Below are 26293 nucleotides of genomic sequence, written 5' to 3' on the forward strand. Positions count from 1 at the left end.
ATAATTGTAGAAATTCATTTCATCAGGAGTATTCCCAATGGCCAGCAGAGGCATAAACAAAGTTATTTTAATCGGTAACCTGGGGCAAGACCCGGAAGTCCGCTATATGCCAAACGGCGGTGCAGTGACTAACATTACTCTGGCGACTTCTGAAAGCTGGCGAGATAAACAGACCGGCGAGATGAAAGAGAAGACTGAATGGCACCGGGTTGTTTTATTTGGCAAACTGGCGGAAGTCGCGGGTGAATACCTGCGTAAAGGTTCACAGGTTTATATTGAAGGTTCTCTGCAAACCCGTAAATGGCAGGACCAGAACGGTCAGGAGCGTTACACCACGGAGGTGGTGGTAAACATGGGTGGTACCATGCAGATGTTGGGAAGTCGTGCTGGTGGTAGTTTCCAGGATAGCCAACCACAAGGCAGCGGTTGGGGACAGCCACAGCAACAATCTCAGCAGTTCAGCGGCGGCGGCGCTCCTTCGCGTCCTGCTCAATCCTCTGCTCCACAAAGCAATGAGCCACCAATGGATTTTGATGATGATATTCCGTTTTGAATGACATAAAGTAATTATTGTTAAGTAATTCTTGATCTAGTCTAATTAACTGATTGGTTTTACGAGCTATAAATGAGAAATAAAGCCCTTTAAGTGTGTAAACATTTGAAGGGCTTTTTTGTTTTATGTGACTTTGTACTTTTATAAAATCGTATAATTTGAAAAGTTGTAAAGATGGAAGTTTGTAGCTACTCTTATTTTGTCAATAAGGGTGGTGCAATGAAAATAGAGCTAGTCACATACAAAACGGGCGAGCAGATACCAATGATGCTGGATGCTTCTGGTATGCCAGTTGTCTTACCTAATGAGTTTATTCTTGCCAGACGATCCCTTAGTACAAATACATTAGTTCGGAATTTGAGAGAACTATCAGTGCTCTATCGTTGGCTGGATAAATCGAATTGTGACCTATCTGCGAAATTACTGGCTCAGAACTCATTCAACGAAGCAGAATTAAAAGGTGGCTTGGTCGAAGCGTTAAGAATTGATCAGGCCAATGAACGTATAAGTGTAGTAGCGCCTAATACCTTCAATCAACGGTTAACAACTATCCGACAATTTATTAGTTGGTGCATGGACGTACTGACAAGTCAGTTGCCTTTGTCTTCCCTGGACTATGAACGTTTGAGAGAGCGAAAGTCATTTTTTCTAAAAATGCTGGATGGTAGCTTTATGTCTGCCACACCAATGAAAAAAAGCCTTCGTAAGGGTTTAAATGAGGTAGAAGTTGACTTCCTGCTTGCCGTGTTGCATCCCGATGCCAAGCAAGGATTTGGACGAGATACAGCTGTAAAGTTCAGAAATTATGTATCTGTTGGGCTGATGCTATTTTGTGGTTTAAGGCCAGGTGAGCTGCTTAGCCTCAGGGTAGAAGATGTCCAGGTTGGTGCGATTTCGGCGATAAAGGTTGAGCGTAGACCAGCAGACCCATTGGATGTGAGGCGGCCGAGGCCTCAAATAAAACGTAATGGTAGACTTATTCCGATTGAGAGTAGGCAGTTTGCTTTTGCATTAAATGAGTACATTGTTACCTGGCGTGAAGTGCTTGAAAGCAAAAGTAACCATGAATCAGACTATTTAATCTTGAGTGATGAGGGAGCGCCCTTGTCACAATCCTCAATTACACAGTTTTTCCAGTTATTGCGATCGCAATATGCTGACCATCTTCCCGAAAACTTAACGGCCAAGTCTCTTAGACACACATTCTCATCCCGGCTTGAGAGGGTTCTTAGGGCTTCAGGAATGGATGAGCAGCGCAGACGAGAAGCGCTGGCCTTTCTGCGTGGCGATAGTAGTTTGGAGTCACAAGACACTTATATCGCCCAAGAAGTGGAGGAGCTGGCAGTTAAGTCATTGAGGCGGTATCAGGCTGATATGATGTCTGAGAGGTAGCCAAAGTGAACACAAAATTATCGAAAGCACAAGCTGTAGAACAGTCTTGGTCTGAGATGCAGATCCTGGTTACCCGAGAAGGGAAAAAAGTTAATATATCAGGCGATAAATGGGTGCTCCCCATAGTGATTCGCCACCACTCAACGCTCGATTTTGGCAAGATTTCAAATTTACAGCTGAGAAATGCTTTGAAGCACTATGTGTCTGACCAGATGAGGCGTATTTCAACATCTGCTGGATACAAAGTGTTTCATGAGGTATGGAGGCAAGTTCTTAGGAATTGGGAAAAGGATATTCAATCGTCAATTATTAAAGATCATCTTATTGATTTATTTGAAAAATTTATCAATTCTCAGCGTTCTCGGCACAAGCTTTGGATGATGTACGAGCCAATTAGGTGGTATATCTGGTGCTCTGAGAACATTTCAGACAGTACATTTTCAGATGCGTATGCCGCTGAGCTTGAGGCAATGGTTATACCCGGTGGTCCAAAGGGAGAGGCAGTTAGGATGTCCGATCCCGATATGGGACCATTACATAAATCATTAGAGCTCCCTCTTTTGATTGCTGCGCTAAAAGAGGACAAAAGTCTAGAGTTTGAGCATCTCCAGCAGAAGGCTGTTATGGCTTTGTCACTAGCTTTCGGTCGAAACCCCGCAAACCTGACATACCTCAGGGAAGGCGATCTCGTTAAGCTTGATCCGTCGAACGAAGACCCCTGTTATCTCATTCGGATGCCGCGTATTAAGAAGAGATTTGTTAATCCTCGTGACGACCTGATGGATGAATATTTAGATCCCCATTTCGGAAGAATTCTAGAAAATCTTGTTGAGCAAAATAACTCAGTGCCTCTTAGCTTTAAAGGTAGAGACTTCTCTACCCCTGAGAATCGACCACTTCTAATAAGAACAGGTGGTAACCGCGTTGCCATGTTTTCTCTAGATGCAGAGAATATTTTCAATATGACGAGCGGGGATATATCTCGTTTAATTACAGCCTTTATAAAGCGCCATAACATAATTTCCCCTCTTACTGGTGAACTCATGCATGTCACACCAAGGAGGTTACGATACACCTTGGCTACAGGTCTAGCAGCTGAGGGAATTAGCAGACGTGAACTGGCTAGAATATTGGATCATACGGATACCCAGCATGTGGGGGTATATTTTGATGTTGCGGGAAAAGTTGTTGAGCATCTCGACAAGTCAATGGTAAAAGGATTCTCGAAGTACCTCAACTTCTTCAAAGGTAAGCTTGTTGATAGTGATGAAGACGCTATCAATGGTGAGCGAGATGACAAGCACTTGACGTTTGTCGATGAGCAAAATCCAGCTGATCAGTCTGATATTGGTGTGTGTGGCGAATCCAGTGTATGCCACCTTGATCCTCCTTATTCCTGTTATTTGTGTCCTAAATTTCAGCCTTATCGGCATTCTGATCATGAGCATGTTCTGGAATGTCTGCTTGCTGGACGAGAGGAACGCTTAAAGAAATATGAGAATGCACGGCTGGGTATACAGCTTGATGAGGTGATAGCTGCCGTCGCACAAGTGGCTCAGCTTTGTGGGCAGGAGCATCAGAATGTCTGACGGCCGTTCTAATCGCAAAGCCAAGGTTATTCCCTTTATTGATCGTATTGAGCGCGATAGAAAGGTAAATCTTAAGACTTTAGTCAGAAAAGCAAAGCTGATGAAGTTGGAAGGTTTTGAGGCGATTACATGGGGTGATGATATTTGGCAGGTCAAGGCTGGCCGCCTAGTTAAGCTTACTGGCAAGAACGCAAAATCCGTATCTCTCCATTTTTCGCTTCCTCCGAAACTGGGCTCTGATGCTTTAGATAGTGATTGGCAGGAGGTTGCCAAAGCGTTATTAATTCTTCGGTTTCATAGGAAAAACCAGGCAAGCCCTAATCAACGCAACTTCATTACAGCAATAGGTTACATCCATTATTCAGCTTCAAAACTGGGGCTGGTGTTAGTAAGTTTAACGCCAGAAGCTCTTGATAATGCATGTTCTTTAATCTTAAAGCATTACAGTCAAAGCTCGGCCTATAACCTTCACAAGCATGTTGCAGAGTTCGCTGCACACTGTGATGCTAATGGTTTGTGCAGGGTGCTGTTGCAGTACAAATATTCCAAGATGGTACGCCCAGTGAATACAGGAGGTCTGAATCATAAAAGGCTGGATGATCCTGAAGTTCTGGAGACCAAATCCGAGAAGCTTGTTGCTCCTGCCGTGTTTCGAGTTATAGGCGAGCTTTATTTAAATGTTTCCAAAGACCATAAGTACCGGTTCTATATCCTGATTTTGACTCTGCTTGCTTGTACTGGCCGCCGCTTTAGTGAGATTTCATTGCTTCCGCTTCAAGAAGTTACGTTAGACGAAGACCAAAAAGCCTTTATACAATACTTCCCTCGAAAGGCTAGTCTCGGTGATCTATTTACACCTAAAAGAAACCTCTACTTACCGTCAGAGGTTGTAACAATAGTTAGAGATGTACTTGATGAGGTACGTGCGGCAACAGACTCGGTGAGAATTACCGCAGAGGAAATGCATCGTTCTCGCGGCCCAGATCTTCGTTTTTTGAATAAAATTCCAGAGAAAAGAAAGTTATACATCGATGACCTGCTAAAGATTGGGGTAAGTAGCAATACAATTTGTTCTACTGGATGGATTCGAAAGATTGGTCTTGTTTGGCAGGACCATGAGCGACTTACCAAGCAAGGAAAAAAGCCTAATAACCCTATTTGCTACACAAATAAGGATGCTGTCAAAGCGTATTGTTTTCGAGACTTTTCTGAAAAATTACTACGACCATTCCATATCGATCAATTTGGTAAAGAATACTATCTAAAAGATCTTTTATTTATTCGCCCATTGGGACTTTCTACTGGGAGCTACGCTCACTGGTTGGCTACAAGCTGTAGTCAGTCTATGTTCTCTACATTTCTCCGTTATTTACCCGCTCTTGCAGATGAATACGCTTCCAGTAGTATCGAGGTAGATTTTACCAGTCACCACTTCCGCCACACGCTCAATACTTTACTTGATGAAGGTGGGTTAAGTGATCTTCTGCAAACCGAATGGTTTGGTCGAACCAATCCCAGAGACACCAAAGCCTATCAGCATACATCCCGCGAAAAACGTGCGCTGATGCTCCGCGAAGACATCAAAAAAGGCTTGGTCGGTGGCCTGTTGGCTGAGCAAATCAAAGTAGTTCCGGTAGAAGTACAGGATGCCATTCTTAAAGCACGAATTCAGGCTGTGCATGATGTCGGTACGGGTATCTGCGTTCACAACTTTTCTCAAACGCCCTGCGAGCGCCATTTACAATGTTCGGCAGACTGCAAAGACTACGTGTGGGTCAAGGATGATAAGGGTAGGCTGGATGAGCAGAAGCGCCAATATGCCCTTACCGCACTGGCCCGAAAAAATGCTGAGAAACAGTTAAGTAGCAACAAGCCCAAAAAGAGCGCTGACTGGTTAGCTCATAACGATAAAAAACTCAAAACGCTGGCTGTGCAACTGGCCGACAACGGGGTGGAGCACTTTGATCCCGAACAATATTTAAACGAGGTAGAGCATGGTTAAGCGCTTCAGACGTATGTCCGACAGTGACATCAATACAATCGTTGCCGATTTGGACCGCTGGGCGCTGGGCGAGCTTGGATCAAAACTCACCTGGGCTGTTCTAGAAGAACGCTTTGGCTTTAGTCGTCAGTCACTCCAAGCCAAGTCTGAAATTAAAGCCGCTTATGACAATGCCAAACAAGCACTGTCGGGTGGTCTCGTGAAAACCAAAGCGCAGGCAACCAAAGAATCGGAGGAGCTTCAGGTAGAGGTGGATCGCCTCAAAGCGGAGCTAGAGGCCTACAAGCGAAAAGAAGCTCAATGGCTGCGCCGCTGGCAGCAAATCGCCTTCCACGTGCGGCAGAAAGGCATACAGATGGCTAGCGTTGATAAAACTCCGCCAAAAGGGGCAGACCTGCCTTCAAATACTGAGGTAGCTCGAATATTACGGCCTTTTGACAAAGAAATGCCTCCTTCAGGAAGAGCATAATGTTAACTGTTGATGAGGTGTACTTTTGGGGTGGAGAGGATGATTTATTGAATAAGGAGTGTTTTCGAGTCTTATGAAAGTTAAAAATTCTGCGATTATCTATACAGGCTATGATTATCAGACTTTGCAAGGAGTAAAACTACTTGCTGAATGGCTTCATAGTCCGACTAAGTATGTCAGGGTGGCATTTGAAGCCGATACGGATAGTAATGAAACGCCTGAAGGAATAGATGATGTTGTCTGTGAGCGACCAGATGGTGTTAGAGATTATTGGCAAGTAAAATTCACCCCCTCCCCAGAGAAGGATGAAAACCGCCTTACGTGGGATTGGCTGTTGAAGATCTCAGGCAAAACAGCTAGGTCTCGTTCCATTCTTAAAAAGCTCTATGATGCTATTAGTGTTGTGCCTGCTGAAAAACTCGGGGATGTTATTCTTTTGACCAACAAACGGCCGGACAGGTCGATGGAGTCCTGCCTGCACGGTTCGAAAGTAGACTTTAGTCAAATTGATGATGACTCACAGCTTGAGATTACTCGCCAACTAGGAAATAAAGAAGCTGCCATTTTTCTTTTTTCGAAATTGACTGTCCAGCATAGTGATGGTGACTATCTTGCGATAAAACGTAGTCTTCGAGCTGAGCTTCTGAAATTTTCCGACGATACAGGCGTCGAACGGCTTGTAGCAAGAGCACGTGAATGGGCAATGTTTAAGGATAATCCACCAGAGCATGGTTGGATTTATCTTCATCATGTTAGAGAAGTCTTATCACCCAAAAGACCAGAGCCTATACCTGAAATATTCTCTGTGCCTGATGACTACTGCCTCCCCGACTCAGACTTTCACAATGAGTTACTTGCTCAAATTAACCGCTCCAATGGTGAAGTCATAACTCTAACGGGCAAGCCTGGTGTTGGAAAAAGTACGTATCTATCGTTTTTATGCCAAGAACTGGAAGATCAGGAGGTTCCGTTAATACGTCACCACTATTTCTTGTCGTTGGGAGACACAACTGAAGACAGGCTAAGCCCAAGGGTTGTTGCTGAATCTCTGTTACATCAAATCGATAGCTTTCATAAAGAGTCAAATGCTAGTACATCCCAACCGGAAAATTTGCGTGATGCATTGTTAACCTGCGCAAATTACTACAAAGGTAAGGGAAAACCATTTGTTGTATTGATTGATGGGCTGGATCATGTTTGGCGAGATAATGCTAAAAATAAAAATCCATTGGATGAAACCTTCAGGCAATTGCTTCCTACAACAGACAACTTAGTGGTACTTGTCGGAACGCAACCAGTTGATGATGAATTGCTTCCTTACACATTGCTTACTTACTCTCCTAAGAATGAATGGCATTGGTTGCCTGAGATGTCTGGAAATTCGATATACGAATTTTTAAAACTTCATATTGAATCTGGTCGATTGTTCTTAAACTGTCATGAAAATCAAGTTGATGAAGAGATTCAGAACAGTGCTGGCGCTTTATTAGAAATAACAAATGGCTACCCTCTGCATGTAATTTACTCATCTGAGTATCTGTCTCATCATGGATTAGCACTTTCTTCTTGGCAAATTGAGAAGCTTCCTCCGTGCTCCGATGGCAATATTACTACTTACTATTCTGAGCTTTGGCGTAACCTTAACTATAGACAAAAAGATGTTCTTCACCTATGCAGTGGCTTTCAGTTTGCGTGGCCGAGACAGGCGATTGGTGCCGTTGTAAAAGACAATCATGAATATGCACCGAGTGTAGATGCGGTTGCACATATGCTCTCGGAGGGAATTTGTGGCGTAAGACCTTTCCACGAAAGCCTAGTTGTATTTGTTCGAAATAAGGAAGAGCACCAAGAGCGAATAAATGCGTTGTTACCACCTGTATGTGAATGGCTTAGTTCTAGCGCCCCAACACATCTCAAAGATAATTGGCTTTGGTCTAGTTTGGCTCGAGGTGGCGACTCTTCCAAGTTGCGACAGGGGGTTACTCGAGATTGGGTGCTTGATAGGCTTATAATTGGCATGCCTGTTAGATCATGTATTCGACTGTTATCTGAGGCTGAAACTTATGCTTTCCAGGCGCTTGATTATGCGGAGGCATATCGACATAGAGCTCTAAAAACTAGGCTTATCAATGGCCCTGAATTTCAGACATGGGACTCCACTAACTTGGAGATGCTCTCGCTACTGATCGCTGATGAGCAGTCTCTGAACGAAATAATCTCAGGACAAAACGAGTATTCACCAACCAAGTTATCTATATTGGCAATTGCATTATGGTATAGAGGGGCGGTTGCTCAAGCAGAGCTATTATCGCAGAAGGCAATTGATCGATATCGGGCTAAAACCAAACTCTTGTCTTCACGACACTCTCAAGATAATGAAGCTGAAGCAACTGCATTGATAAAAGCAGGAGTATTAACTGACAGTCTTAACTGTGATGCGATTTTTGAAGAAGGAAAATTCTCTAATTGGCCTGATGGATATGTGGCTAGCTTTAGACGTGCATGCCGCACAAAAAAAGAACTTGGCCTGCTCTTTAGGGCACGGCAGTGCTTGCCCCCTGATTCAAATCATATTGGTCAAATCGAACTTGATGCAATTAGATTAAGCATAGTAGAGGGGGCTGATATTGCCTATAGGCCAGAATATGGCTCTTTTTCCTCGCAGCAGCTATCTCAGTTCATAGATATTTTTTCTAAGAAAATCTTCACCAATATTGAGACTCATTATTTTCATGGTCAGTCGTCGAAAGCCTTCAAAGTTGAAGCTGCGGGCAGCTACCATTGCTGGTTTTTTTCTTCACTTTGTGTCAGGTTAAATGCAGAAGGTGACTATTCTTGGTTACCAGTAAGTGCAACCTCAGATAGAGCGAATGTGTCAGCTCATTATGATTTACTCAATGAGTTGGCAGATTTAGTCGCAAATGAACTTATCGCAGGAAATACACTGAACTTTGACGTAGTTTGTGCGATGTTTCCGCGTGTTCCAATATTAGATGAGATCCAATGGGAAACACGGAGAGCCGACATAGCTTTAAAGCGTGATTGGATTGAAATTGCAGCCGATTGTCACCTGATAACAACCAAATCTGAAATTTCGCGTGATGAACTAAAGCAAACAGTTAACGATGGTTTATTTAGAGTTGACTGGCTAAGGCTATGGTATAAGGACGCAGGTCTTAAGTTATTAGACGATGATGCCGCTGAGCTACTTATCGAGCTTGAAGATAATCGACAATTAAATGAGTTAGAGCAAACAATTGAAAATTCTAATGCTTATCTTGAGCTAGCTCAAATAGCATTTCAACATGATAAATTAGCTCTTTTTGAAAAATGTTTGAGAAAGACATGGGACTTTGTGCTTGGTTACGGACATCACAAAGACCCCACCATCTTTGATGTATTGAAAGCTGTGGAATACCTTTCTGAATCTGATCCAAGTTCTGCCTTGGAAATATTAGAACGAATATCACCGATAGTTTTCAATATATCCGACTTTACTGATGGGGATGAAACTAGGCACTCTAAGCATTCAATATCTTCATTATTAGCAAAATTAAACCCGCAAACAGCTGCTTCAGTTTATGAGCAGGAGCTCAGCGATGGCGAATGGTATTATGCTGAAGAGACAATTTCTAGGTTGCTTAAAAGGTGTGATTTTGCTTCGCCGATTACAAAATATTTATATCTTACAGGTTTGCACTCTAGCTGCTACCAAGTGCTCAGAGAAAAGATTGAGAAAGGAGAACCTCATGCCATTTGTATTGCCGATGAAATAGAGAACCTTCTTGATATTAATGTTCAAAATATGGTTGAAGAAAAGCAACCGTCAGCTAATGAACTTGATGAAAAAATTTCGTTGCAGCCATCGGATTATCCGCCTGAAAAGTTCGAAGAACTGACTGTATTGCTCAAAGAAAAATATAGTACCAGTGAATTTTGGAAAACCTGGTACACATATTGGTGTACCCAAGGTAAGGAACCTGATTTATTACAACTGCTAATTCCACAGGTGTCGAAGTTTATTGATCGTTTTGATGATAAACGATACTTGTTAGATCTTCTTTTTTTCAGTGTTAAAAAATTAGACGGTAAAACGAAAGCCTTTGATCTTTTGGTTGCGGCTCACAAGGCAATGGGAGGGTGGTCTGATTGGTATGAGCGTTCAGAAAATAGCCTCAATCGGCTTAAGATGGTTGCAGAGCAATACCCTAAAAAAATTGACGAATTTATTAAATTAACAACATCACAACCGGATAATTGGAAAGATAAGTTTGGCAACTTAATTATTCCGAATGATAAGCTGGTTTTTTTGCTTTCTCATGGTGGCAGGAAAGATGAGGCGCTTAAGCTCACGTTAGAGATGGTTACAAGCTTAGAAGAAAGCGTCCGCAATCTTCAACTTGCAAGACCGGTCTGGGATTGGCGTCAAGATGACTCTCTCGAGGAAGCAATGCTCAAGACGTTAGTTTCAAGGCTTAAGCTGCCTATACCCTCTGTAAAGTTGTGGGTAGTAGATCAGCTTTCACTACTTTTAATAGCTCAGCATCCAAGAGTTGAAGAATTATTAAAGGAAGACTTAGCAGGTAGGAAGCAAGAGTCTGAGTGTGTAGAAGTATTGTGTGTATTTTTTATTGCGAAGTCTAAGGGTTATGTCTGCCCAAATGATCTGGGGCACTACATAAGGGCAAGGTCCGTACTGTCAGATCTAATACTATCGGAATTGCTATCGACCTCAGTAGAATTCGGGGAGTATGCTTATCCATTTTCTCCTTTTATTATTTTGGGTCATGACAATAATAGATTCGAGTATTATCAGGGCAGCCATGTTCCTCGTGTGTACTATTCTTGGCTGAAAAAAGAAACAAAAAGAACCCGTTTACCCTTTACAGATCATTATCAAACTGAGTGGAACAATACATTCGAATATCAACCATCAACAGCAACAACCATTGATTACTTTTTTAGCAGCGATAGGCAAAGATCTACTGGGCAATTCTATACGCAAGCAAGTCATCGAGGCCGTTCTGCATATCTTAGGACAATAGACCTAGCCAAAGAATTTTACGGCATGCCGGATTCTTACGCGAAATATTTATCCATACCAGCACTACCTATCGAACCTGCGTATATGGAGCTTCGCCCTCAAAAACCTAAATGGTTACCGGTTTGGAATGGTAATAATTCCCCGAATGAAGCTAATTTAATCAGCTATGTTAAAGAAGGATTAGCCAACTTTACACAAACAGATGACAGTAATGACCTTTTAGCATTTTCATTACCCATAAAGATTGATGACAATAACTGGATTGATCTGACTGTTGTAAAGGTGAGCACTGAAATTGAGCTGACGCCTGACATGCAGGTAAAAGAGCGTTCCGGTTGTTTGGCCGTTGGTAATCTTTTGGATAAGGAGCTGTCTTATGAGTTTGGTGATAGTCAGATGCCCAAAGCTCCTACAATGGCTGGCACTTCGTATCCATTTATGAGATATGGACACTGGCACTCCGATCTCGAATCACGAGGGTTCTACATTCCCAAATGTACCATTGATGGTAAAAAGATTGTCGGTTCATCTTCCGATGGTTTGTTTATTTACTCTGTCGATGGTTCTAAAGTTGGTTTTTCATCGTTCTGGTACAACTATTGGCAACCTATTCATCCCAGAGGGATTCGTTCTTTTTGTGGCTCTTATACCGCAGTAAGCAAGGAAAGAATTGAAGAATGGCATAGCTCAAGTGAAACAGAGCATAAGAGCTGTTACTTATGTAAAGCCATTCTGCTTACAGCTGGAGATAACTTTAGGGAATTTAATGAACAAGAGATTGAGTTTTTTATATGTTGATTTATATGACTCACATCGCATCATAGAGTAAGTAACTCTTTAGCCCTATGCTGAGTTTGCACTGCTATATCGGCAAAGTTGTCGAAGCCTTGGCCGAAGTCAGGTGATAACCAGATCTGTACACTTTGTCGGATTTAGGAAGCAACGCCAGCTTGACTGGTGCTTAAACTAGAGAAGTATTAACTTTCACATGTGAAAGTTATAGAGTCACAGCTTAAAACCCTGATGCGAGCTAGTACATGTGAGCCGCATGGTAGGTCATCAGAAAGGTGGAGTTTGCCTCCACCTGTTCTAACAAACTGCTTTGACGCAATAGCCTAGGCAGAGTCGACGATATCTTGAGGTTGCTCTGCAATGATGTCTTCTCAAACTTTGGACATGTTCTCTAATTGTTGGGGGTTATTAAATTTTTTAGCAGGGTTCATTTGTTATACGGGGAAAAAACCTAACCGGCCAGGGACACCTTTGGGACCAACAAATTCAGTAAAATTCAATGTATTTAAGGTCTCTAAATTCGGCTCTTCATTCTCTAAAATGAGAATTTGTCCCGGTTCGGTGCGGTTCGCTAACCAAGTATAAAAGCGGTCTTTAACACTTTCATCAAGAAGTTCTTCACCGTCACTGTTAGTTCCATGCTTGGGATCTTTATACGTCACCACTGGAGAGTCAATAATGGTAAAACCCAGATGCGGATGTCCGTTCACAGTAGCTCTCTCCATTAATGCAACCATATAAGCTGTTAGAAAAATACCTCTCTTTCCTTTTCCATAAGATGTACGCTTACGCTGATTAATATCAATGTCAGAAATGCTATCATCAAAATAAACAGAATCCACGCTAGGGACTCCCCAAGTATCTAATAGTGCTTTTACTCTTTTGCATAACACAGTCGAACTTTCTGACATATCCCTGTTAACAGTTTGCTTTTTTCGCTTACTTTTTTCTTTCATCTCAGCCAATCGAATCTTAAGGTTTTCCACCCTTAATAAATCAGCAACCGCCATGGACAGTGTTACTTTACGATCGGAAAGAGTCTCTAAGCCGTACTTTATATTGATACTTTGTGGCGATAGAAGTGCTTCTTGCTTTTGCTCATTCTCTAGAGCTTCTCTCGCATTTTTTTTCAGTGCGTTAGATATTTCATCAAGGCTAATGAGAACATCATTTAAAGCCTCCTTCAATCCTTCACGTAATCCTGAGATTTTTTCATTCTCAGCATGTGCAGCCAAGCGAAGCATAGGTGTTTGAGTATCTTGATCTTTGTGACGTAACTGGTGTTGGATATCTGTATAGCAAAGAGGACATGGTCGAATTTCAAAACTATCAGCGATTGAAGCGGCTGTAGATATAGCTTGCAGTCGTTGTTGATCGCTTACATATTTTTTATCAAGCAACTGGAATCTATTTTCTGCCTCTTTTAATGCCGCTAACTCTTGAGATAGTTGTCGCCTTTCTTTATCAATTATCAAGCGGGTATTTCTAAGCTCTGCAAGTTCGGAGGCATGACTTCTTATATGACGGTTGATGATCTCAATCTCAGCTGTCACTTTAAGTAAACTTTCCTGAGCATCTTTCAGTGATAGGCCATCAGGTATGTCTGCAAGTAAGCTGTTGATCTGTTCATTAATTGCCTCTGTATGTCCTTTTGCAATATTCCGATCGTTTGTTGATGCAGGAAGAACCATTTCGGAATCATCTGAACCGCTTAGGATCATAGCTAGGGCAGACTTATTTCGAGTTTTTAGATTGGTATCTTTACCTTCAAATGAAACATTGTCCAATGTTTCAATCTCATCAAATATGCTAACGCGACGAAGATCCCCGGCCGTCAAATTGCCAAGCTTTCCTGACTTAGTCAGTATCTTTACTCCCGCAGCCCCACACCATGTCTGAAGCAGCTCACTTATATTTTTTTCAAGTGCAATCTCACTTTGAGGAGGATTCTCATGAAAGCCCTCATACACAGCTTCTTCACCATTAAGTAGGTCTCGAAATAATGTGAAACAGTCGCCATTGGAGAGTGAAATTTGAACGGCTGCCCGAGTATATCCATCCGAGAAGCCAACACCTTTAGGCTTTTGACCTCCACCAAAGCAGTATCTAAAACACTCGACAATGTACGATTTCCCGGTATCAGTGGGACCAAAAACTAAATGGGATTTTCCATTTAGTGTAAGTTTTGCTGGAACTTTACCCGGCCCAGTCACCACCAGTTCATGAATACTAATTGTCATAGAGCAGTTCCTGTGTTTGTTGCCGGAAGGAACTCTGCTCCCCATAAGGTACCGCGCATTCCAAATACTTTTTCGAGATTTTTTTCATCCATATCACCTAGCGCAGAAGCTACCCATTCACAGCGCTTGTATAATTCTCGCGAGTATTCTCCACCAATCAGACCAACTAAGGCTGGACCATTCTCACCAAGCTGGAAACTAATACCACCATTATCAGCCTGGACATCAATGAATGAGCGTTGCGCCATCAAATATAACCCTGCTTCAATTATCTCTCTCCTGCTGGCATATTCTCCACCTCGCAGGGGGACTGGCGTATGTAGGCTTTCTGGACCGTTTAGATCTGCCGAGTAGATAGCGGCATAATCGAAATAAACTAGGCGTTGTAAATCAACTTTTCTAGGATAAAGAGCCATCAACAAATGAACCATTCTGAGTCCAAGCTCAAATGGAGTATTAAATACATCACTCATCTTCATCCACCCATTTTACTCTACCCTGATTCGCAAGATGATGGCAGGTTCCTCCGAGGTCGCCTGCTTGTAATCGTCCACTTAAAGGGTTAGCGGTTACCTGTAATACGTTTGCAGTATCTAAAACTTCTTTTAGTCTTGTGAGGCCATTTGCATGGGGATAATTTAAGGAGCTACCTATCCCTACCTCGACTTGATTCTTCAAATCATCAAATGCTCCTGGAAGCTTGTCTCTGCTAAAACGGTTAAGACCTTCCGCGCTGTAAAAAAGCATTCGCTGTGCTTTAAAATGTTTTTGATATTTTTTAGGAATGTCAGTCAGATGGGAGAGTTCAATTTGATCTAACTCCTGATAAACATCAAGAAGTGCTTTGACGAATTGATGCTCATTGGTGTCAGGATTTTCTGGCATAATTGGATCGGGCTGTCGCGCGGGTAACACGCCAAACATCTCCCAGTGCTTGCATGATCGAGAGTGTATTTCTAACAGATCAGCTGAAGGCTTGACCTTGATAACCTCAAAAGGGAAGTTTTGGATAAATTTATTTAATTCTGGTGTGAGCTCTTTTTTAAATGTTACGAAATTTCCGGACTTATCTTTCCATTCCTTAAGCATCCAAGCTTTAAACCTTTCAGGATTTAGCGTGTAATCAAGCAGTGAGGGGCCTACTTTGAGTGCACATATATAGTAATTTAAAGGGCGCGTGTACTCCTCCGAGAAGACGTACCATAAGAATTTTGCAAGATCAGGTGCAAAAGCGCTTGGAGATAGCGTTCCTGCATAGTATTTCCCCTGATATAGGTCCCAAGTAGACTCCTCAGGCAATGGATGTAAATAGCCGCACACGTCTCTGCCTTTATCACCCGCACCACCAAGTCGATGCACATGAGTATATTTTCCCTCTACTTGCAACTGTCTAGCGCACTGTTCTATAAACATCTCCCACTTCTCATCATTGAATAAAAGTAGTCGTTGTTCCGGTGTCGGCTGCTCTGGTCCAGGGTGATAAACAGGTGTGCTCATTAGTTTCCATCTATAAGCGCTAATAACGAATTGAGACTAAAACAAAAAATGCTCAATGTGAATAGTTACGAAAGATTTGGAAGCCTGAGATTACTTGGTTGGGCTATAGCACGCATTACTGCTCCTAAGTACAACTAGAATTGAAGTCCGAGAAAAGAAGTAGCTTCCCAAGTTTCTTGTTTTAAAGTGGTACTCTTGAGTATTCAGGTCACAGCTTAAAACCGTGATGTGAGCCGTCTGGTAGGTCAACATGAAGGCGAAGTTTTCCTCCACCTGATTCAACAAGCTGCTTTAATCGCTGTAAGCTATCGATTGTGCAGTTATCAATGTGGCAACCTGCATCAGTCCCGATATGTTCTAGTAACTGGATTAAATGGATATGGATTAGCTGTTTTGAAGCTATTTCCTTAGCAGAATCAACGAGATTTTGAGGTTGATCTGCAATAATATCTTCTAGTTTTCTGCCCATCTTTTGCACCTTTTGGGTTGAGCCGAAAAACTTTCACATGTGAAAGTTTTTCCTAGATCCTTATGTTTGGATAGTTTAACCCACTCACAAGTGAATCATCATACTTCTCATCCTATCCCTCGCTCAGGAGAACTGTAGTGGTCAACTTTTTCTTTTGCACCTCAAAAGGGCAATTACAGAGTTTTACCCTTTTCGGCGCCTGTCATACTCTTTACTCATTGTCAGCGCTCGCTGGCTATAGCGGTAGCTGGCCCCAAACAGCAATACCTTACCCTCGGGAGGCTATCTCTCAAGGTACTCCTCCATAATCACAGGAGATAAGCATGACCAACTGGGTATTCCAAGATCCGGTCGGCGTTTTGTTGATTAGGTGCTGTCGCTGAAAGTGTCAAGATGCTATCTTTACGCTTAGCGGCTAACACCTCCATAGTTCTTGCCCAAATCGTTGACAATATTTGGGATTAACTTAACAAGTTTGGCTTTTGTTACAATAAAAACCAATACTTTTAATAGATTGAATGGCTTTTTGCATACTTTATGTGAACTGCCGTTCTAAGTTCGACACTTTTCTTTGTAAAACAATTGGTTATCATGTTTAGATGTGATAATCATAGGCTGTTGGAGCACCTATTACAAGCCTGACTAATCCTTATCCAGTAATGGGTTTGAACCTCGAAAGAGGGAAGAATGTGTGGCATGTCAGGAAAAGGCTGGTTGCGGGGAAATAACCTACTTTGCGCCAGCCACTCTTGTTTTACCTAAACATATGCTCTTCTGCAACAGGTTGACGTCTACGCTATCGACAAGAGTTCAGACATGGGAGACGGTTGCTTGCTGGACACTTACATTCAAAATGTGGAAGGCCCATTTTTAACCCATTATTGACATTCATAGTTAACATCTCTGTTTAGGTGACGAAATGCAGGGTGCTACACAACAAAGGGTGTTAATTTTTAATGAGGCCGCAGCCACAGTTTGGGATCGCGTGGCGTTATGATTGCCACCCGAGACATAAGCGCCTGCATTGCACCGGCCATTAATAAGGTAACTTTCTCTCTACGATTAGTTTTTTGTCTGCACTTCCAGGCTTGTGCTTCTGCTTGCTGTACTTTAATGCCGATTTTACGATAGATACCATGAGCAGAAGCTATGACCCAGGCTGAACGCAAAGGTAAACCAGCAAGCCCTGTCAGAGCAGAGGTATAATAAGACTCCGCTTCCACAATCAATCGGGATGCCACCCGAGCTAGCGCAGGATGGTTTTCGGTATAAATAATTGTGTCCGGCATTAGCCCTTCTTGGTAAAGCCATTCTAGCGGAAGGTAGCAACGCCCGGTCTTCGCGTCCTCAATAATATCCCGAGCAATGTTAGTTAACTGAAAAGCAATTCCTAGATCGCAGGCCCGATCCAGCACACTCGCCTCGCGAACCCCCATCACCTTTGCCATCATCAGCCCAACCACTCCCGCGACATGGTAACAATATCTCAGAGTATCATCTAACGTTCTGCAAGGGTCACCGCGTACATCCATCGCGAATCCCTCCAGATGTTCGAAGGCCTGTTGCTGAGGGATTTCATTACTCAGAGCAACTATCTGAAAGGCTGCAAAAGCAGGCTCGGTCATCGGCAAGCCGTCATAAGCCTGCCTCGTCAAGTATTGCAGCATTTGAAGTTTCTCGTGGGCGTCATACTTATCAACATTGCTTATTTGTCTCCCCAACTCTTGCCCGTCGATTATATCATCACAATAACGGCACCAGGCGTACAGCATCATTGTGTTGTGCTGTGTTGCCGTATCGAAAAGTCGGGTGACACTGGCAAAACTTTTTGAGCCTTGTTCCATTATCTGAGTAACGTGTTTAAGTAGCGCGGGATTCATCTGGCTATATTCTCTAACATCAATGTGGCTGTGGTTTTTGCTGATCCAATTACGCCGGGAATACCCGCTCCAGGATGCGTTCCTGCGCCGACAAGGTACAGATTATCAATACGGCTGTCCCGATTGTGTGGTCGGAACCAGGCGCTTTGTGTCAGCAACGGTTCAAAGGAGAAGGCCGAACCTAGATGGGCATTTAGCTGGTCACGAAAATCAAATGGGGTGAAGATACGATGAACGACTAACTGCTTGAGTAGACCGGGCATATAGTATTTTTCCAGATACGCAAAAATACGGTCACGCAGGCGTGGCCCCTCGATATCCCAGTTAAGATTAGCTGTCCCCAGGTGTGGTACAGGGGCCAGAACGTAGTAACTTGCGCACCCTGGGGGAGCAAGGGATGGGTCAGTAACACAGGGGGCATGGAGATAGAGCGAAAAATCCTCCGCCAGTCGGTCATGATAAAAAATATCTTCGATGAGTTCCTTATAGCGTGGACCAAAGCAAACGGTATGATGGGCTAATTGGGCATGGTGGTGGTTCAGACCAAAATAAAGCACGAACAGTGAGTTGCTCATTCGTTTACGTACCAGTGTTCGGGCGCGGGCCATTCCGACCGGATGCTGACCCAACAGATGTTTATAGGTATGAATAACATCGGCATTTGAGGCCACAACGTCACATGTCATATTTCGTCCATCAGTCAATTGTACGCCTGTGACCCGATTACCATGAGTGGTGAGGCGTTTTACTTTTGCATTAAGCTCAATTTTTCCACCAATGTCAGTAAACAATTTCACCATTGCCTCGACCAAGGCGCTGGTTCCTCCACGCGGAAACCAGACTCCCCATTCTCGTTCCAGTGCGTGGATCAAAGTATAGATAGAAGATACAGCAAAGGGGTTACCTCCTATCAGTAGCGAGTGAAATGAAAATGCCTGGCGCAGACTCTCATCCTTGATATAGTGTGCCACCTGGCGATAAACACTACGCCATGCGTGTAGACGTACCAACTGTGGAGCTGCACTCAGCATGTCGCGAAAAGAGAGGAAGGGCACTGTTCCAAGTTTCAGGTAGCCTTCATCAAAGGTCTTCCGAGAATAGTCCAGAAAGCGTCGATACCCGTTAACATCACCTGGATTGAACGTATGGATTTGTGTTTCCAGATGTTGCTGATCATTGTCGTAATCAAACATCTTGCCCGACTCCCAACAGAGCCGATAAAAAGGGCGTACGGGAAGTAAATCGACGTAATCAGCCATACGTTTACCAGCCTGTGTGAACAATTCTTCAATGACATTGGGAGCGGTGATTACGGTGGGGCCAGCATCAAAGGTGAACCCCTGTTCCTTATAAAAATAAGCGCGTCCACCTGGTTTATCCCGTTGTTCCAAAATACATGTCGGAATTCCCGCAGACTGGAGCCTTATTGCCAGCGCCAGCCCACCAAAACCAGCACCAATTACCAGCGCTTTAATCATGATAAAAACCCTGAAGCTTCTTGTGTTGTTTAAACATTGCCTTTAGGGCACCCTTTATCGGCACCGGCGGTTTACCTATGAGAATCCGGGCCTTATCGACGAAATTAAGTTGCTCTGCATAAAAACGTGCAATCAGATCTGGGGAAAGTTGATAAAAACGTTGCATCACTTTCCAACGTTGTTGTGGATCCCCAGCGAGGAAGAGCATGCGATTTAGAAGACGGAAAAAGCGCTGGTTTTGCCACTGCTGCCGTGCGTAATCCCTGAGGGTAATGAATAAGGAGGTATCGGTAAGCTCTGGCAGAGTAACAATACGATCTGCCAACCGAACAGCGTGTGGCAGAGAGTAGCCTGTTGTGGGGTGAAACAAAGCTGCACGTAATCCACTGGTGGGCTGGCCTGCTAGTTGTGCCCAGAAAGAGGTAAAATCCCCCGTAAGTGTAATCGGGAGACAACCACTCTCTTCTCGAACTAGTTTACCCAGTTTCCAACCATGCCTCTTCGCGTACTCTGCGATAGTTGCCTGTGACAAGGTCTTATCCGGTGGTTCCCGATCGACGTAATGAGTATCCTCTATCAGCAGACGAGTTGAGGAAAACGGTAGGACATAGATAAATCGATAACCTGTATTCTGTCCCACACTGGTATCCATTAAAATCGGGCGGGTTAAAGAGTGCGATTCTTCCAGTTCCCATTCCTGACCAAAAAATGCCTGGGTACCACTCCCCATAAATGGTCCTGGTCGCCAGCCTCTCCCATCAATGACTGCGCCTGCACTTAGAACCGAACCGTCCTGTAAGTAAACCTTCTGTGGAGTTAGCTCCTTTACTAATAAACGAGTCTGTATACGCTCGTCCAAATATGCTTGGAGTATGTTTGCAAAGTGTTGGGATGTGACACTGAAATATGAATGTGGCAATGTGCGCTGAAATGCTGGAAAAATTACGTCGTAACCTGACCAGCGATAGGTGATCAGCGGTGCTATCCACCCATGTTCCGCCTCAGTAAGATCATGTTGATGAAATGACCACGTGTGATTGCCTCCTATTGTTTCTGTGTTTTCAATCATCAACACTCGGAGATGTGGTTTACACTGCTGGAGACGCATCGCGATCAGTCCGTTAGCCAATCCTCCCCCCACCAAAATCAGATCCCAGTCGTACATCATTTTGTTGATCCTCCGGCAATCACAAAGTTACTAACCTCATCAAGAGTCATATACATCACGGAAATTTGTGTTTGTTGAAAGAGATTAAAGATATGCAATCATAGCGGAAAAGCTCATGTTGGTAGCAGAACAGCTGTACGCAGCGCAGCAATATCAGTGCTTCCTGTGCAAAAGCAGGCGACTTTTATCTGCTCAATAATTAATTGGAAATGTTCTATAACTGCATCTGTGGAGAGGGCTGCACTATGTATGACGGCAGCGGCTTGGCCGACCAATTGTGCCCCCATGCAATAAGCTTTGGCAGCATCAACACCATTTCTGATACCACCAGAGGCGATCAGTGGCATATTTGGAAGTGCCTCGCGTATTTCACGCAGTGCTGTCGTGGTTGGGATCCCCCAGTCAGCAAATGCCATAGCCAATGCGCGGTGATACGGTGTGGATGCTCGTTCTGCTTCAATCGCTGCCCAACTGGTTCCTCCAGCTCCGGCTATATCCAGCATACTGACTCCAGCTTCTGCCAATTGGTGCGCGACAGGCAGCGATAAACCTGAACCTACTTCTTTAACAATTATGGGAACCCCAAGTTTTGTTACGAGTTGTTCAATAGCATATAGAATATGGCGCCAGTTACGATCTCCCCCCTGTTGCAGCGCCTCCTGTAGCGGATTCAGATGGATAATTAGAGCATCGGCTTCAATCATCTGTACTGCTCGCAGAGCATAATTAAACCCGTGTTCGCCACGAATTTGGGCTGCCCCTAAATTAGCGAAAAGGAGAATATCAGGAGCTATCTGACGTAGTGAGCGACTAAGCCCATCGTTTGCTTCATTTTCAAGAGCAACACGTTGCGACCCGACCCCCATTGAAATTCCCAATATTTGAGCTGCTTCTGCAAGATGGTGATTAATCGCATGAGCACGATGAACCCCTCCAGTCATCGAGCTTATGAGCAATGGTGCCTGCAAAATTTTTCCAAAGAGGGAACACTTAAGATCTATTCTGTCCAGATCCAATTCTGGCAGAGCACAATGCTGAAATCGCCACTCAGCAAACCCTGTTTTTACTTGGGTCTCAGTTTGAGGAGAATGGAATATAATATCCAGATGCTCATTTTTACGTTGAGTGTGATCGATCTTTTTCATTTTTTTGGCCAAGGTTGAAATTAATTAAACATCGCAATATTTTTATCAAACCAATATCGTATAAAATATCGTGAGGCTAAATTTCTGCGACACGCTACCGCCAAATATTTATCAATGTATCTGATGTGCCTGCGTAAATGCTCATGCACTTTAGATTTTCCGAGCAGTGTAACCATTGTTAACTTTTCCTTATCCTGAGACATATCTTTCCCTGTATTATTTAGATCATCGCTCAAGTCATCCAGTAATTGAAATGCCTGCCCCAAATGTTGTGATACATGACGTAATGCCTGACGAGTTATATCAGGTGCATTCACAGCAATTGCCGCTAACTGAAATGTTGCGTCGAAAAGCAAACCGGTTTTTAAATCGTTGGTGGCCGCAATGGTGTGATAATTACCTGTACATAATGTATTGTTCAGATCGCGAAACTGCCCCTGGACAAGACCGTTTAAACCAACTGCATGAGAAAGTATGGCGACAGAAGCAGATTTATCGTATTCAGAAAGATTTGTTTCTACAATGAGACCAAAAGCCCGGCTCAGCAAGGCTACAGCCGCCAGGATCGCTACACTTTCACCATACTGCCGATGAATAGCTGGGCGTCCGCGCCGATGCTCAGCATTATCCATACAGGGAAGATCGTCTAGAATTAATGAGGCTGCATGTACTATTTCAATTGCAGATGCCAGCTGTAGAAAGTCAGTCTTCCAGGGGTTTTCTCCAAGATCCAGGACTATGAGCAATAATAAGAGGGGGCGGATACGTTTTCCAGACACTAGTGTACTTTCTCGCATGGCTGCGCAGACTTTGTCATCCGGGGCTCCTGAAGGAAGTACCAGTTCTAGGTGCTGTTGTAGTGCACTCTGTAACTCCAGTAATGTCTCTTCGTAATTCATAACTCGTGCAGTACTAACGTTCATAAATATTTCCCGAATCACGTAAATAATTTCACTAAACTATTTGAAAAACAATGATAAGTTTATATTACTACTACAGGCTTTAGGCTTTAGGCTTTAGGCTTTAGGCTTTAGGCTTTAGGCTTCCAGCATAACTTCATTTATCCAGCAGTGATGCATTCCCATTGGAATATGGTGCGGCAAACGCAATCTGCACACCATTGAGAGATCATCAGCATTTAAAACCACGACATCTGTACAGTGCAATTTTTCGACATAAACCTTAAAAATAAGCCAACCATCATCTTCTTTAACAGAACCCTTTTTGGCTACAAAAACAGGTTCTTCAGGCAAATCATTATCAAAACTGTGGCTTATTACACTCTTGTCAAAAAAATCAAATTTAGTTATTGATTTCTCTTCACTTTCAGAATCCCCCCAGCAAACGAACCAGGCATATCTGTGCTTTCTACCACAAACTGTAGGGTTTATGGCTGGAAAATCAGTATTCCCCCTGAATAAAATTTCTTTATCGACATTCCCGGATGCAGTGCATAAAGTAAAACGACAAAGTTCTGAACTATTATTTTTAAATATATTCTGTGTAAATACTGGGAATGACCGCCAAAATGAGGCATCAAAAATCACATTCCCATCGGCATCTTCATAGCCATTTGTGAAATGAAAAATAAATCCAGGAGCTGCATCATAGAATTTCGCATCATGGCATTCTCTGGAAACTAAAAGAACCCTGCCATCTTCATTTTCACGTGAATTCATAGATGCAAGTATGCTTTCATTGCCAATTACGTTCCTCAACTTAAGATTTATATGCGGCCCACCTAAAAAAAATAAAAAGTAATTTTTTGTCACTATGAAGTCGTGAATTAAGTACCTTTTCTTAAGCGGAATGTTGCATATAACAGTCATGTCACCGGTATTGTCTATTTTGTATAGCGTCAACTTAGATCCAATACCATATGTCACACCAAATCCATATAAATTATCATTATCTGGTATTTTTTTAGGATGTGCTGTAAAGGGTACTTCACGAAGGTTAAGTTTGGGGAGGAAAGAAAATCGTGCTCTTAGCTTTCCAGAAAAGTCATATTTTGAGATTGTTTCAAGAGTTACCGGATTAATTAAATGTGGCATCCCTCCTTCCCACAACGCCAGAAGTTTATGAGAATGATACACAATATTTGTATTTGCCGGATTTTTAATAATAAAAAATCTCATCCTGAGTTTTAGTTTTTTGGGGACGGTTCCAACTGAGCGATACAGTAATCTTTGAGCTTCTTCTTCTCTTAAGTATTCCTTTGTTAACACATGTCTGTTTCTATAGAATACCCCATTATCACTGAACGTTACTTTAAATATCATCCCATCCCCATCAAATGGATGATTATAATATTCGTTTCCCCTGTGCAGGCGACCGGGACCAATTCTAAAGAAAGTACCTTTTAACTTTGAAGGAACATCTCCCTCAATAGGAACTAATTTTGAATCAAGTTCCTCCAACTGAGATTGAAAGGGATTCAGATGGTTTTTCGAGAATACAAAATTGCTCAAGCCTTCACCTCTATATTTCCAACTGAATAATAGGTAATGATTTAATACAGAAGCTCTACAAGAAGATACAATAATACTAAAATAACAGTACTGTGCTGAAGGTGAACAGAACTATTTTTTTTCAAATGGATTTTTATAACTGAAATCACAAAAAAGAATTCTGCCACTAACTCATATACAGGATCTTAAGCAGTAACCGTATATTTTAGATAGCAAAAAGGCTTCATTTATGATCTGATAATCGTCGCCAAACTCATATCAAAATCAAGGATGAAACCTGTGACAATTATCGCTATAAAACATCAGTTAATGCAATTCTTTAGTGACGTTTCTTTGCAAAAAATTGCCTTCCAGTGTGGGTTTATTCAGCGCGTGAGAAATATCGAGCCTCGCGTGTTGATCCTCAGCCTTATTGCCGCGCTTAGCACGGGTAACGTGACGTCGATTGCCCAATTACATCAAAAATTTAATGGCCTGTGCCCCGATAAAAAACAACAGGTCAGTTATCGCCCTTTTTATAATCAACTCTGTAAAGCCGCCTTCATCGAATTTGTCAAAATATTGGTGAGATTTGCCATGGCACAATGGGTAGAAAAGCCTGTCGCTGTGCCCAAAAAACTGACAAAATTTCAAAATGTTATTTTACAGGATGGCAGTTCATTCAAAGTTCATCCGGCACTGGCTGACGTTTTCCCTTGTCGGTTCAAGACCACTGCCGCTGCCGTGGAATGTCATCTGACGCTGTCCCTGTTCACCCAGTCTCCGGTCAAGGTGTTGGATCTGATTTGTCGGCGTAATGGCTATGAGTTTCGCCTTATTCGTCGGTGGTTTGCCGAAGAAAAACGCTTCTGCGTGTGGCTGACTAATTTGCCTGTGGAAGAGTTTACAGCCAGTGACATCATGGATATTTATCGTTGCCGCTGGCAAGCTGGCAAATAGAACTGTTGTTCAAAGAACTCAAATCGCATACCAATTGGCGCGGGTTTACCACACGGAAAGAAACGTTAGCCACGGGGCTTATCTGGCTCAGCTTACTGGCTTTGTTGCTCAGGCGCTTGCTGGCAAGACGATTATTCCCTGCGGTCTCATTGCTTAAAGCAGCCCAAAATACAGAGAGCTGGCTTAGGCCAATAATAGAAAACCTGCTCCAAAGGGCGTGGTCGGAAACGTGTTTTTGGCTGGAAAAGGCGCAAATATATTTATGCCAAAACGCGTTCAAAACACCACAGAGAAAATCGTGTAAAGACAAGACATTAGATGCATGCTTTGAAAGGCTTAATTCTTAAGATCCTGTATATGTATTACGAGACATCAATCAAGCCAAGATCATTGCTTAATGTCGTACCACTGATATCGTAGCTGGCAAGCACTTGGCTTCCTTTTTTGTATAAAAAAGCTTTACGGGCTTCATTATCATTTCCCCATACTACAAACACATGCATAAAAACTGTTGATCCATCAGGAACCCCAAGATCGCCCGGATCAACAGTATCTGTTAATCCAAGAGTAATATCATTACCTTGCTTACTTAAATGTTTTTCACCGTCGCCATCCATATAACTAAATTGGATTCTAGCAACAAATCCGCCTGAATTTTTAAGACTCATCTTGCCAATTTCTTGCAATGTCATCACAGTCTCCTTTTGAGAAAAAACTAATAACATTTAGTTATTCAACTATATAAGTCATCTAAGGTGTGTTAAATAAAAATAAATCTTAACGAGTAAAATAAATAACACATTAAAATTGCTATAAAAATAATTATCATATGTATTCTATGAAAAAGCAAAAATTATCTTGATAAGTACCAATAATAAATAATTTCCTTTCGTTAGATATTTAATCTGGTTACTATTTTCTTTATAATACAATGAGATATTTGTTTTATATAATAACGGCTTTATTGTTTTAATTAGTAATAATTCAATTTATCATATTCGATGGTTTATCATAGTAATTTCGATATAATTACACTGTGAGTAAACAATTTCGTATTGATTTAATAATTCATTAAATTTTTTGGTATCCTGATTTTTCCTCAATCGATTATCTAATTAGTTTATGATAATAATTTATCTCTGGTAGATTCACATAATAAGTGCAA

General features: G+C 42.5%; 17 protein-coding genes and 1 pseudogene. 7 read left to right on the forward strand and 11 right to left on the reverse strand.

Annotated features, from left to right (window positions below; all coding sequences use genetic code 11):
• The first annotated feature begins 37 nt into the window (after positions 1–37).
• The 6 genes from AACQ83_RS10195 (at position 38) to AACQ83_RS10220 (ending at position 11847) form a co-directional block, all read left to right on the forward strand.
• Positions 38–553, forward strand: a complete 516-nt coding sequence (locus AACQ83_RS10195) for a single-stranded DNA-binding protein (RefSeq protein ID WP_112877431.1) — start codon at positions 38–40, stop codon at positions 551–553.
• 219 nt (positions 554–772) lie between these two features.
• Positions 773–1945: a tyrosine-type recombinase/integrase gene (locus AACQ83_RS10200; RefSeq protein ID WP_112877433.1), complete on the forward strand. Its 1173-nt coding sequence runs from the start codon at positions 773–775 to the stop codon at positions 1943–1945.
• 5 nt (positions 1946–1950) lie between these two features.
• Positions 1951–3534, forward strand: coding sequence for a tyrosine-type recombinase/integrase (locus tag AACQ83_RS10205; protein ID WP_112877435.1), 1584 nt, complete (start codon positions 1951–1953; stop codon positions 3532–3534).
• Positions 3527–5536, forward strand: coding sequence for an integrase (locus tag AACQ83_RS10210; RefSeq protein WP_112877437.1), 2010 nt, complete (start codon positions 3527–3529; stop codon positions 5534–5536). The genes AACQ83_RS10205 and AACQ83_RS10210 overlap by 8 nt, the downstream gene beginning before the upstream one ends.
• Positions 5529–6005 (forward strand): hypothetical protein, encoded by a 477-nt coding sequence (locus AACQ83_RS10215; protein WP_049582951.1) that lies wholly within the window; start codon positions 5529–5531, stop codon positions 6003–6005. Before AACQ83_RS10210 ends, AACQ83_RS10215 begins: the two co-directional genes overlap by 8 nt.
• 73 nt (positions 6006–6078) lie before the next feature.
• Positions 6079–11847, forward strand: a complete 5769-nt coding sequence (locus tag AACQ83_RS10220; RefSeq protein ID WP_112877439.1) for an ATP-binding protein — start codon at positions 6079–6081, stop codon at positions 11845–11847.
• A gap of 428 nt (positions 11848–12275) precedes the next feature.
• Here the strand turns inward: AACQ83_RS10220 and AACQ83_RS10225 are convergent, their stop codons facing one another.
• The 10 genes from AACQ83_RS10225 to AACQ83_RS10270 all read right to left on the reverse strand — a co-directional run bounded on the left by AACQ83_RS10225 (position 12276) and on the right by AACQ83_RS10270 (position 24189).
• Complete coding sequence (locus AACQ83_RS10225; RefSeq protein ID WP_049582949.1) at positions 12276–14081, reverse strand: hypothetical protein; 1806 nt, start codon at positions 14079–14081, stop codon at positions 12276–12278.
• The gene (locus AACQ83_RS10230) at positions 14078–14554 is read right to left on the reverse strand and encodes an ABC-three component system middle component 2 (RefSeq protein WP_049582948.1); all 477 of its coding nucleotides are present in this window, start codon (positions 14552–14554) and stop codon (positions 14078–14080) included. Before AACQ83_RS10230 ends, AACQ83_RS10225 begins: the two co-directional genes overlap by 4 nt.
• Positions 14547–15578 carry an ABC-three component system protein gene (locus tag AACQ83_RS10235; RefSeq protein WP_049582947.1) on the reverse strand — a complete coding sequence of 344 codons (1032 nt, stop codon included), beginning with the start codon at positions 15576–15578 and terminating at the stop codon, positions 14547–14549. The genes AACQ83_RS10230 and AACQ83_RS10235 overlap by 8 nt, the downstream gene beginning before the upstream one ends.
• A 208-nt stretch (positions 15579–15786) precedes the next feature.
• Positions 15787–16047 (reverse strand): hypothetical protein, encoded by a 261-nt coding sequence (locus AACQ83_RS10240; protein WP_049582946.1) that lies wholly within the window; start codon positions 16045–16047, stop codon positions 15787–15789.
• Positions 16048–17000: 953 nt separating this feature from the next.
• Entirely contained in the window at positions 17001–17927 is a 927-nt protein-coding gene (gene crtB, locus AACQ83_RS10245; protein WP_112877441.1) for a 15-cis-phytoene synthase CrtB, read from the reverse strand.
• The gene (locus AACQ83_RS10250; protein WP_112877443.1) at positions 17924–19405 is read right to left on the reverse strand and encodes a phytoene desaturase; all 1482 of its coding nucleotides are present in this window, start codon (positions 19403–19405) and stop codon (positions 17924–17926) included. Before AACQ83_RS10250 ends, crtB begins: the two co-directional genes overlap by 4 nt.
• A complete protein-coding gene (gene crtY, locus AACQ83_RS10255) occupies positions 19398–20573 on the reverse strand; it encodes a lycopene beta-cyclase CrtY (protein ID WP_112877445.1) in 1176 nt (391 codons plus the stop codon). The genes AACQ83_RS10250 and crtY overlap by 8 nt, the downstream gene beginning before the upstream one ends.
• Before the next feature lie 113 nt (positions 20574–20686).
• On the reverse strand, positions 20687–21718 hold the full coding sequence (gene fni, locus AACQ83_RS10260) for a type 2 isopentenyl-diphosphate Delta-isomerase (RefSeq protein ID WP_112877447.1): 1032 nt from the start codon (positions 21716–21718) through the stop codon (positions 20687–20689).
• A 20-nt stretch (positions 21719–21738) separates the two neighbouring features.
• Positions 21739–22641 carry a polyprenyl synthetase family protein gene (locus AACQ83_RS10265; protein WP_112877449.1) on the reverse strand — a complete coding sequence of 301 codons (903 nt, stop codon included), beginning with the start codon at positions 22639–22641 and terminating at the stop codon, positions 21739–21741.
• Between the two features lie 114 nt (positions 22642–22755).
• The gene (locus tag AACQ83_RS10270) at positions 22756–24189 is read right to left on the reverse strand and encodes a carotenoid oxygenase family protein (protein ID WP_158537766.1); all 1434 of its coding nucleotides are present in this window, start codon (positions 24187–24189) and stop codon (positions 22756–22758) included.
• 309 nt (positions 24190–24498) lie between these two features.
• On the opposite strand from AACQ83_RS10270, the pseudogene AACQ83_RS10275 reads away from it, so the two are divergent.
• Positions 24499–25475 (forward strand): annotated as a pseudogene (locus AACQ83_RS10275) (transposase).
• 15 nt (positions 25476–25490) lie between these two features.
• Here AACQ83_RS10275 and AACQ83_RS10280 read toward each other — a convergent pair.
• Positions 25491–25820: a hypothetical protein gene (locus AACQ83_RS10280; RefSeq protein WP_112877453.1), complete on the reverse strand. Its 330-nt coding sequence runs from the start codon at positions 25818–25820 to the stop codon at positions 25491–25493.
• Between the last annotated feature and the right edge of the window lie 473 nt (positions 25821–26293).

The organism is Photorhabdus sp. S10-54 (assembly GCF_963878145.1).
In the GTDB taxonomy this organism is placed as follows: Bacteria; Pseudomonadota; Gammaproteobacteria; order Enterobacterales; family Enterobacteriaceae; genus Photorhabdus; species Photorhabdus kayaii.

Bases quoted from the DNA above. Each gene is read 5' to 3' on its own strand.
- crtY (WP_112877445.1), bottom strand. From the start codon at position 20,573: ATGATGTACGACTGGGATCTGATTTTGGTGGGGGGAGGATTGGCTAAC.
- AACQ83_RS10220 (WP_112877439.1), top strand. From the start codon at position 6,079: ATGAAAGTTAAAAATTCTGCGATTATCTATACAGGCTATGATTATCAG.
- AACQ83_RS10215 (WP_049582951.1), top strand. From the start codon at position 5,529: ATGGTTAAGCGCTTCAGACGTATGTCCGACAGTGACATCAATACAATC.
- AACQ83_RS10210 (WP_112877437.1), top strand. From the start codon at position 3,527: ATGTCTGACGGCCGTTCTAATCGCAAAGCCAAGGTTATTCCCTTTATT.
- AACQ83_RS10195 (WP_112877431.1), top strand. From the start codon at position 38: ATGGCCAGCAGAGGCATAAACAAAGTTATTTTAATCGGTAACCTGGGG.
- crtB (WP_112877441.1), bottom strand. From the start codon at position 17,927: ATGAATCCCGCGCTACTTAAACACGTTACTCAGATAATGGAACAAGGC.
- fni (WP_112877447.1), bottom strand. From the start codon at position 21,718: ATGAAAAAGATCGATCACACTCAACGTAAAAATGAGCATCTGGATATT.
- AACQ83_RS10280 (WP_112877453.1), bottom strand. From the start codon at position 25,820: ATGACATTGCAAGAAATTGGCAAGATGAGTCTTAAAAATTCAGGCGGA.
- AACQ83_RS10265 (WP_112877449.1), bottom strand. From the start codon at position 22,641: ATGAACGTTAGTACTGCACGAGTTATGAATTACGAAGAGACATTACTG.
- AACQ83_RS10235 (WP_049582947.1), bottom strand. From the start codon at position 15,578: ATGAGCACACCTGTTTATCACCCTGGACCAGAGCAGCCGACACCGGAA.
- AACQ83_RS10225 (WP_049582949.1), bottom strand. From the start codon at position 14,081: ATGACAATTAGTATTCATGAACTGGTGGTGACTGGGCCGGGTAAAGTT.
- AACQ83_RS10230 (WP_049582948.1), bottom strand. From the start codon at position 14,554: ATGAGTGATGTATTTAATACTCCATTTGAGCTTGGACTCAGAATGGTT.
- AACQ83_RS10240 (WP_049582946.1), bottom strand. From the start codon at position 16,047: ATGGGCAGAAAACTAGAAGATATTATTGCAGATCAACCTCAAAATCTC.
- AACQ83_RS10250 (WP_112877443.1), bottom strand. From the start codon at position 19,405: ATGATTAAAGCGCTGGTAATTGGTGCTGGTTTTGGTGGGCTGGCGCTG.
- AACQ83_RS10200 (WP_112877433.1), top strand. From the start codon at position 773: ATGAAAATAGAGCTAGTCACATACAAAACGGGCGAGCAGATACCAATG.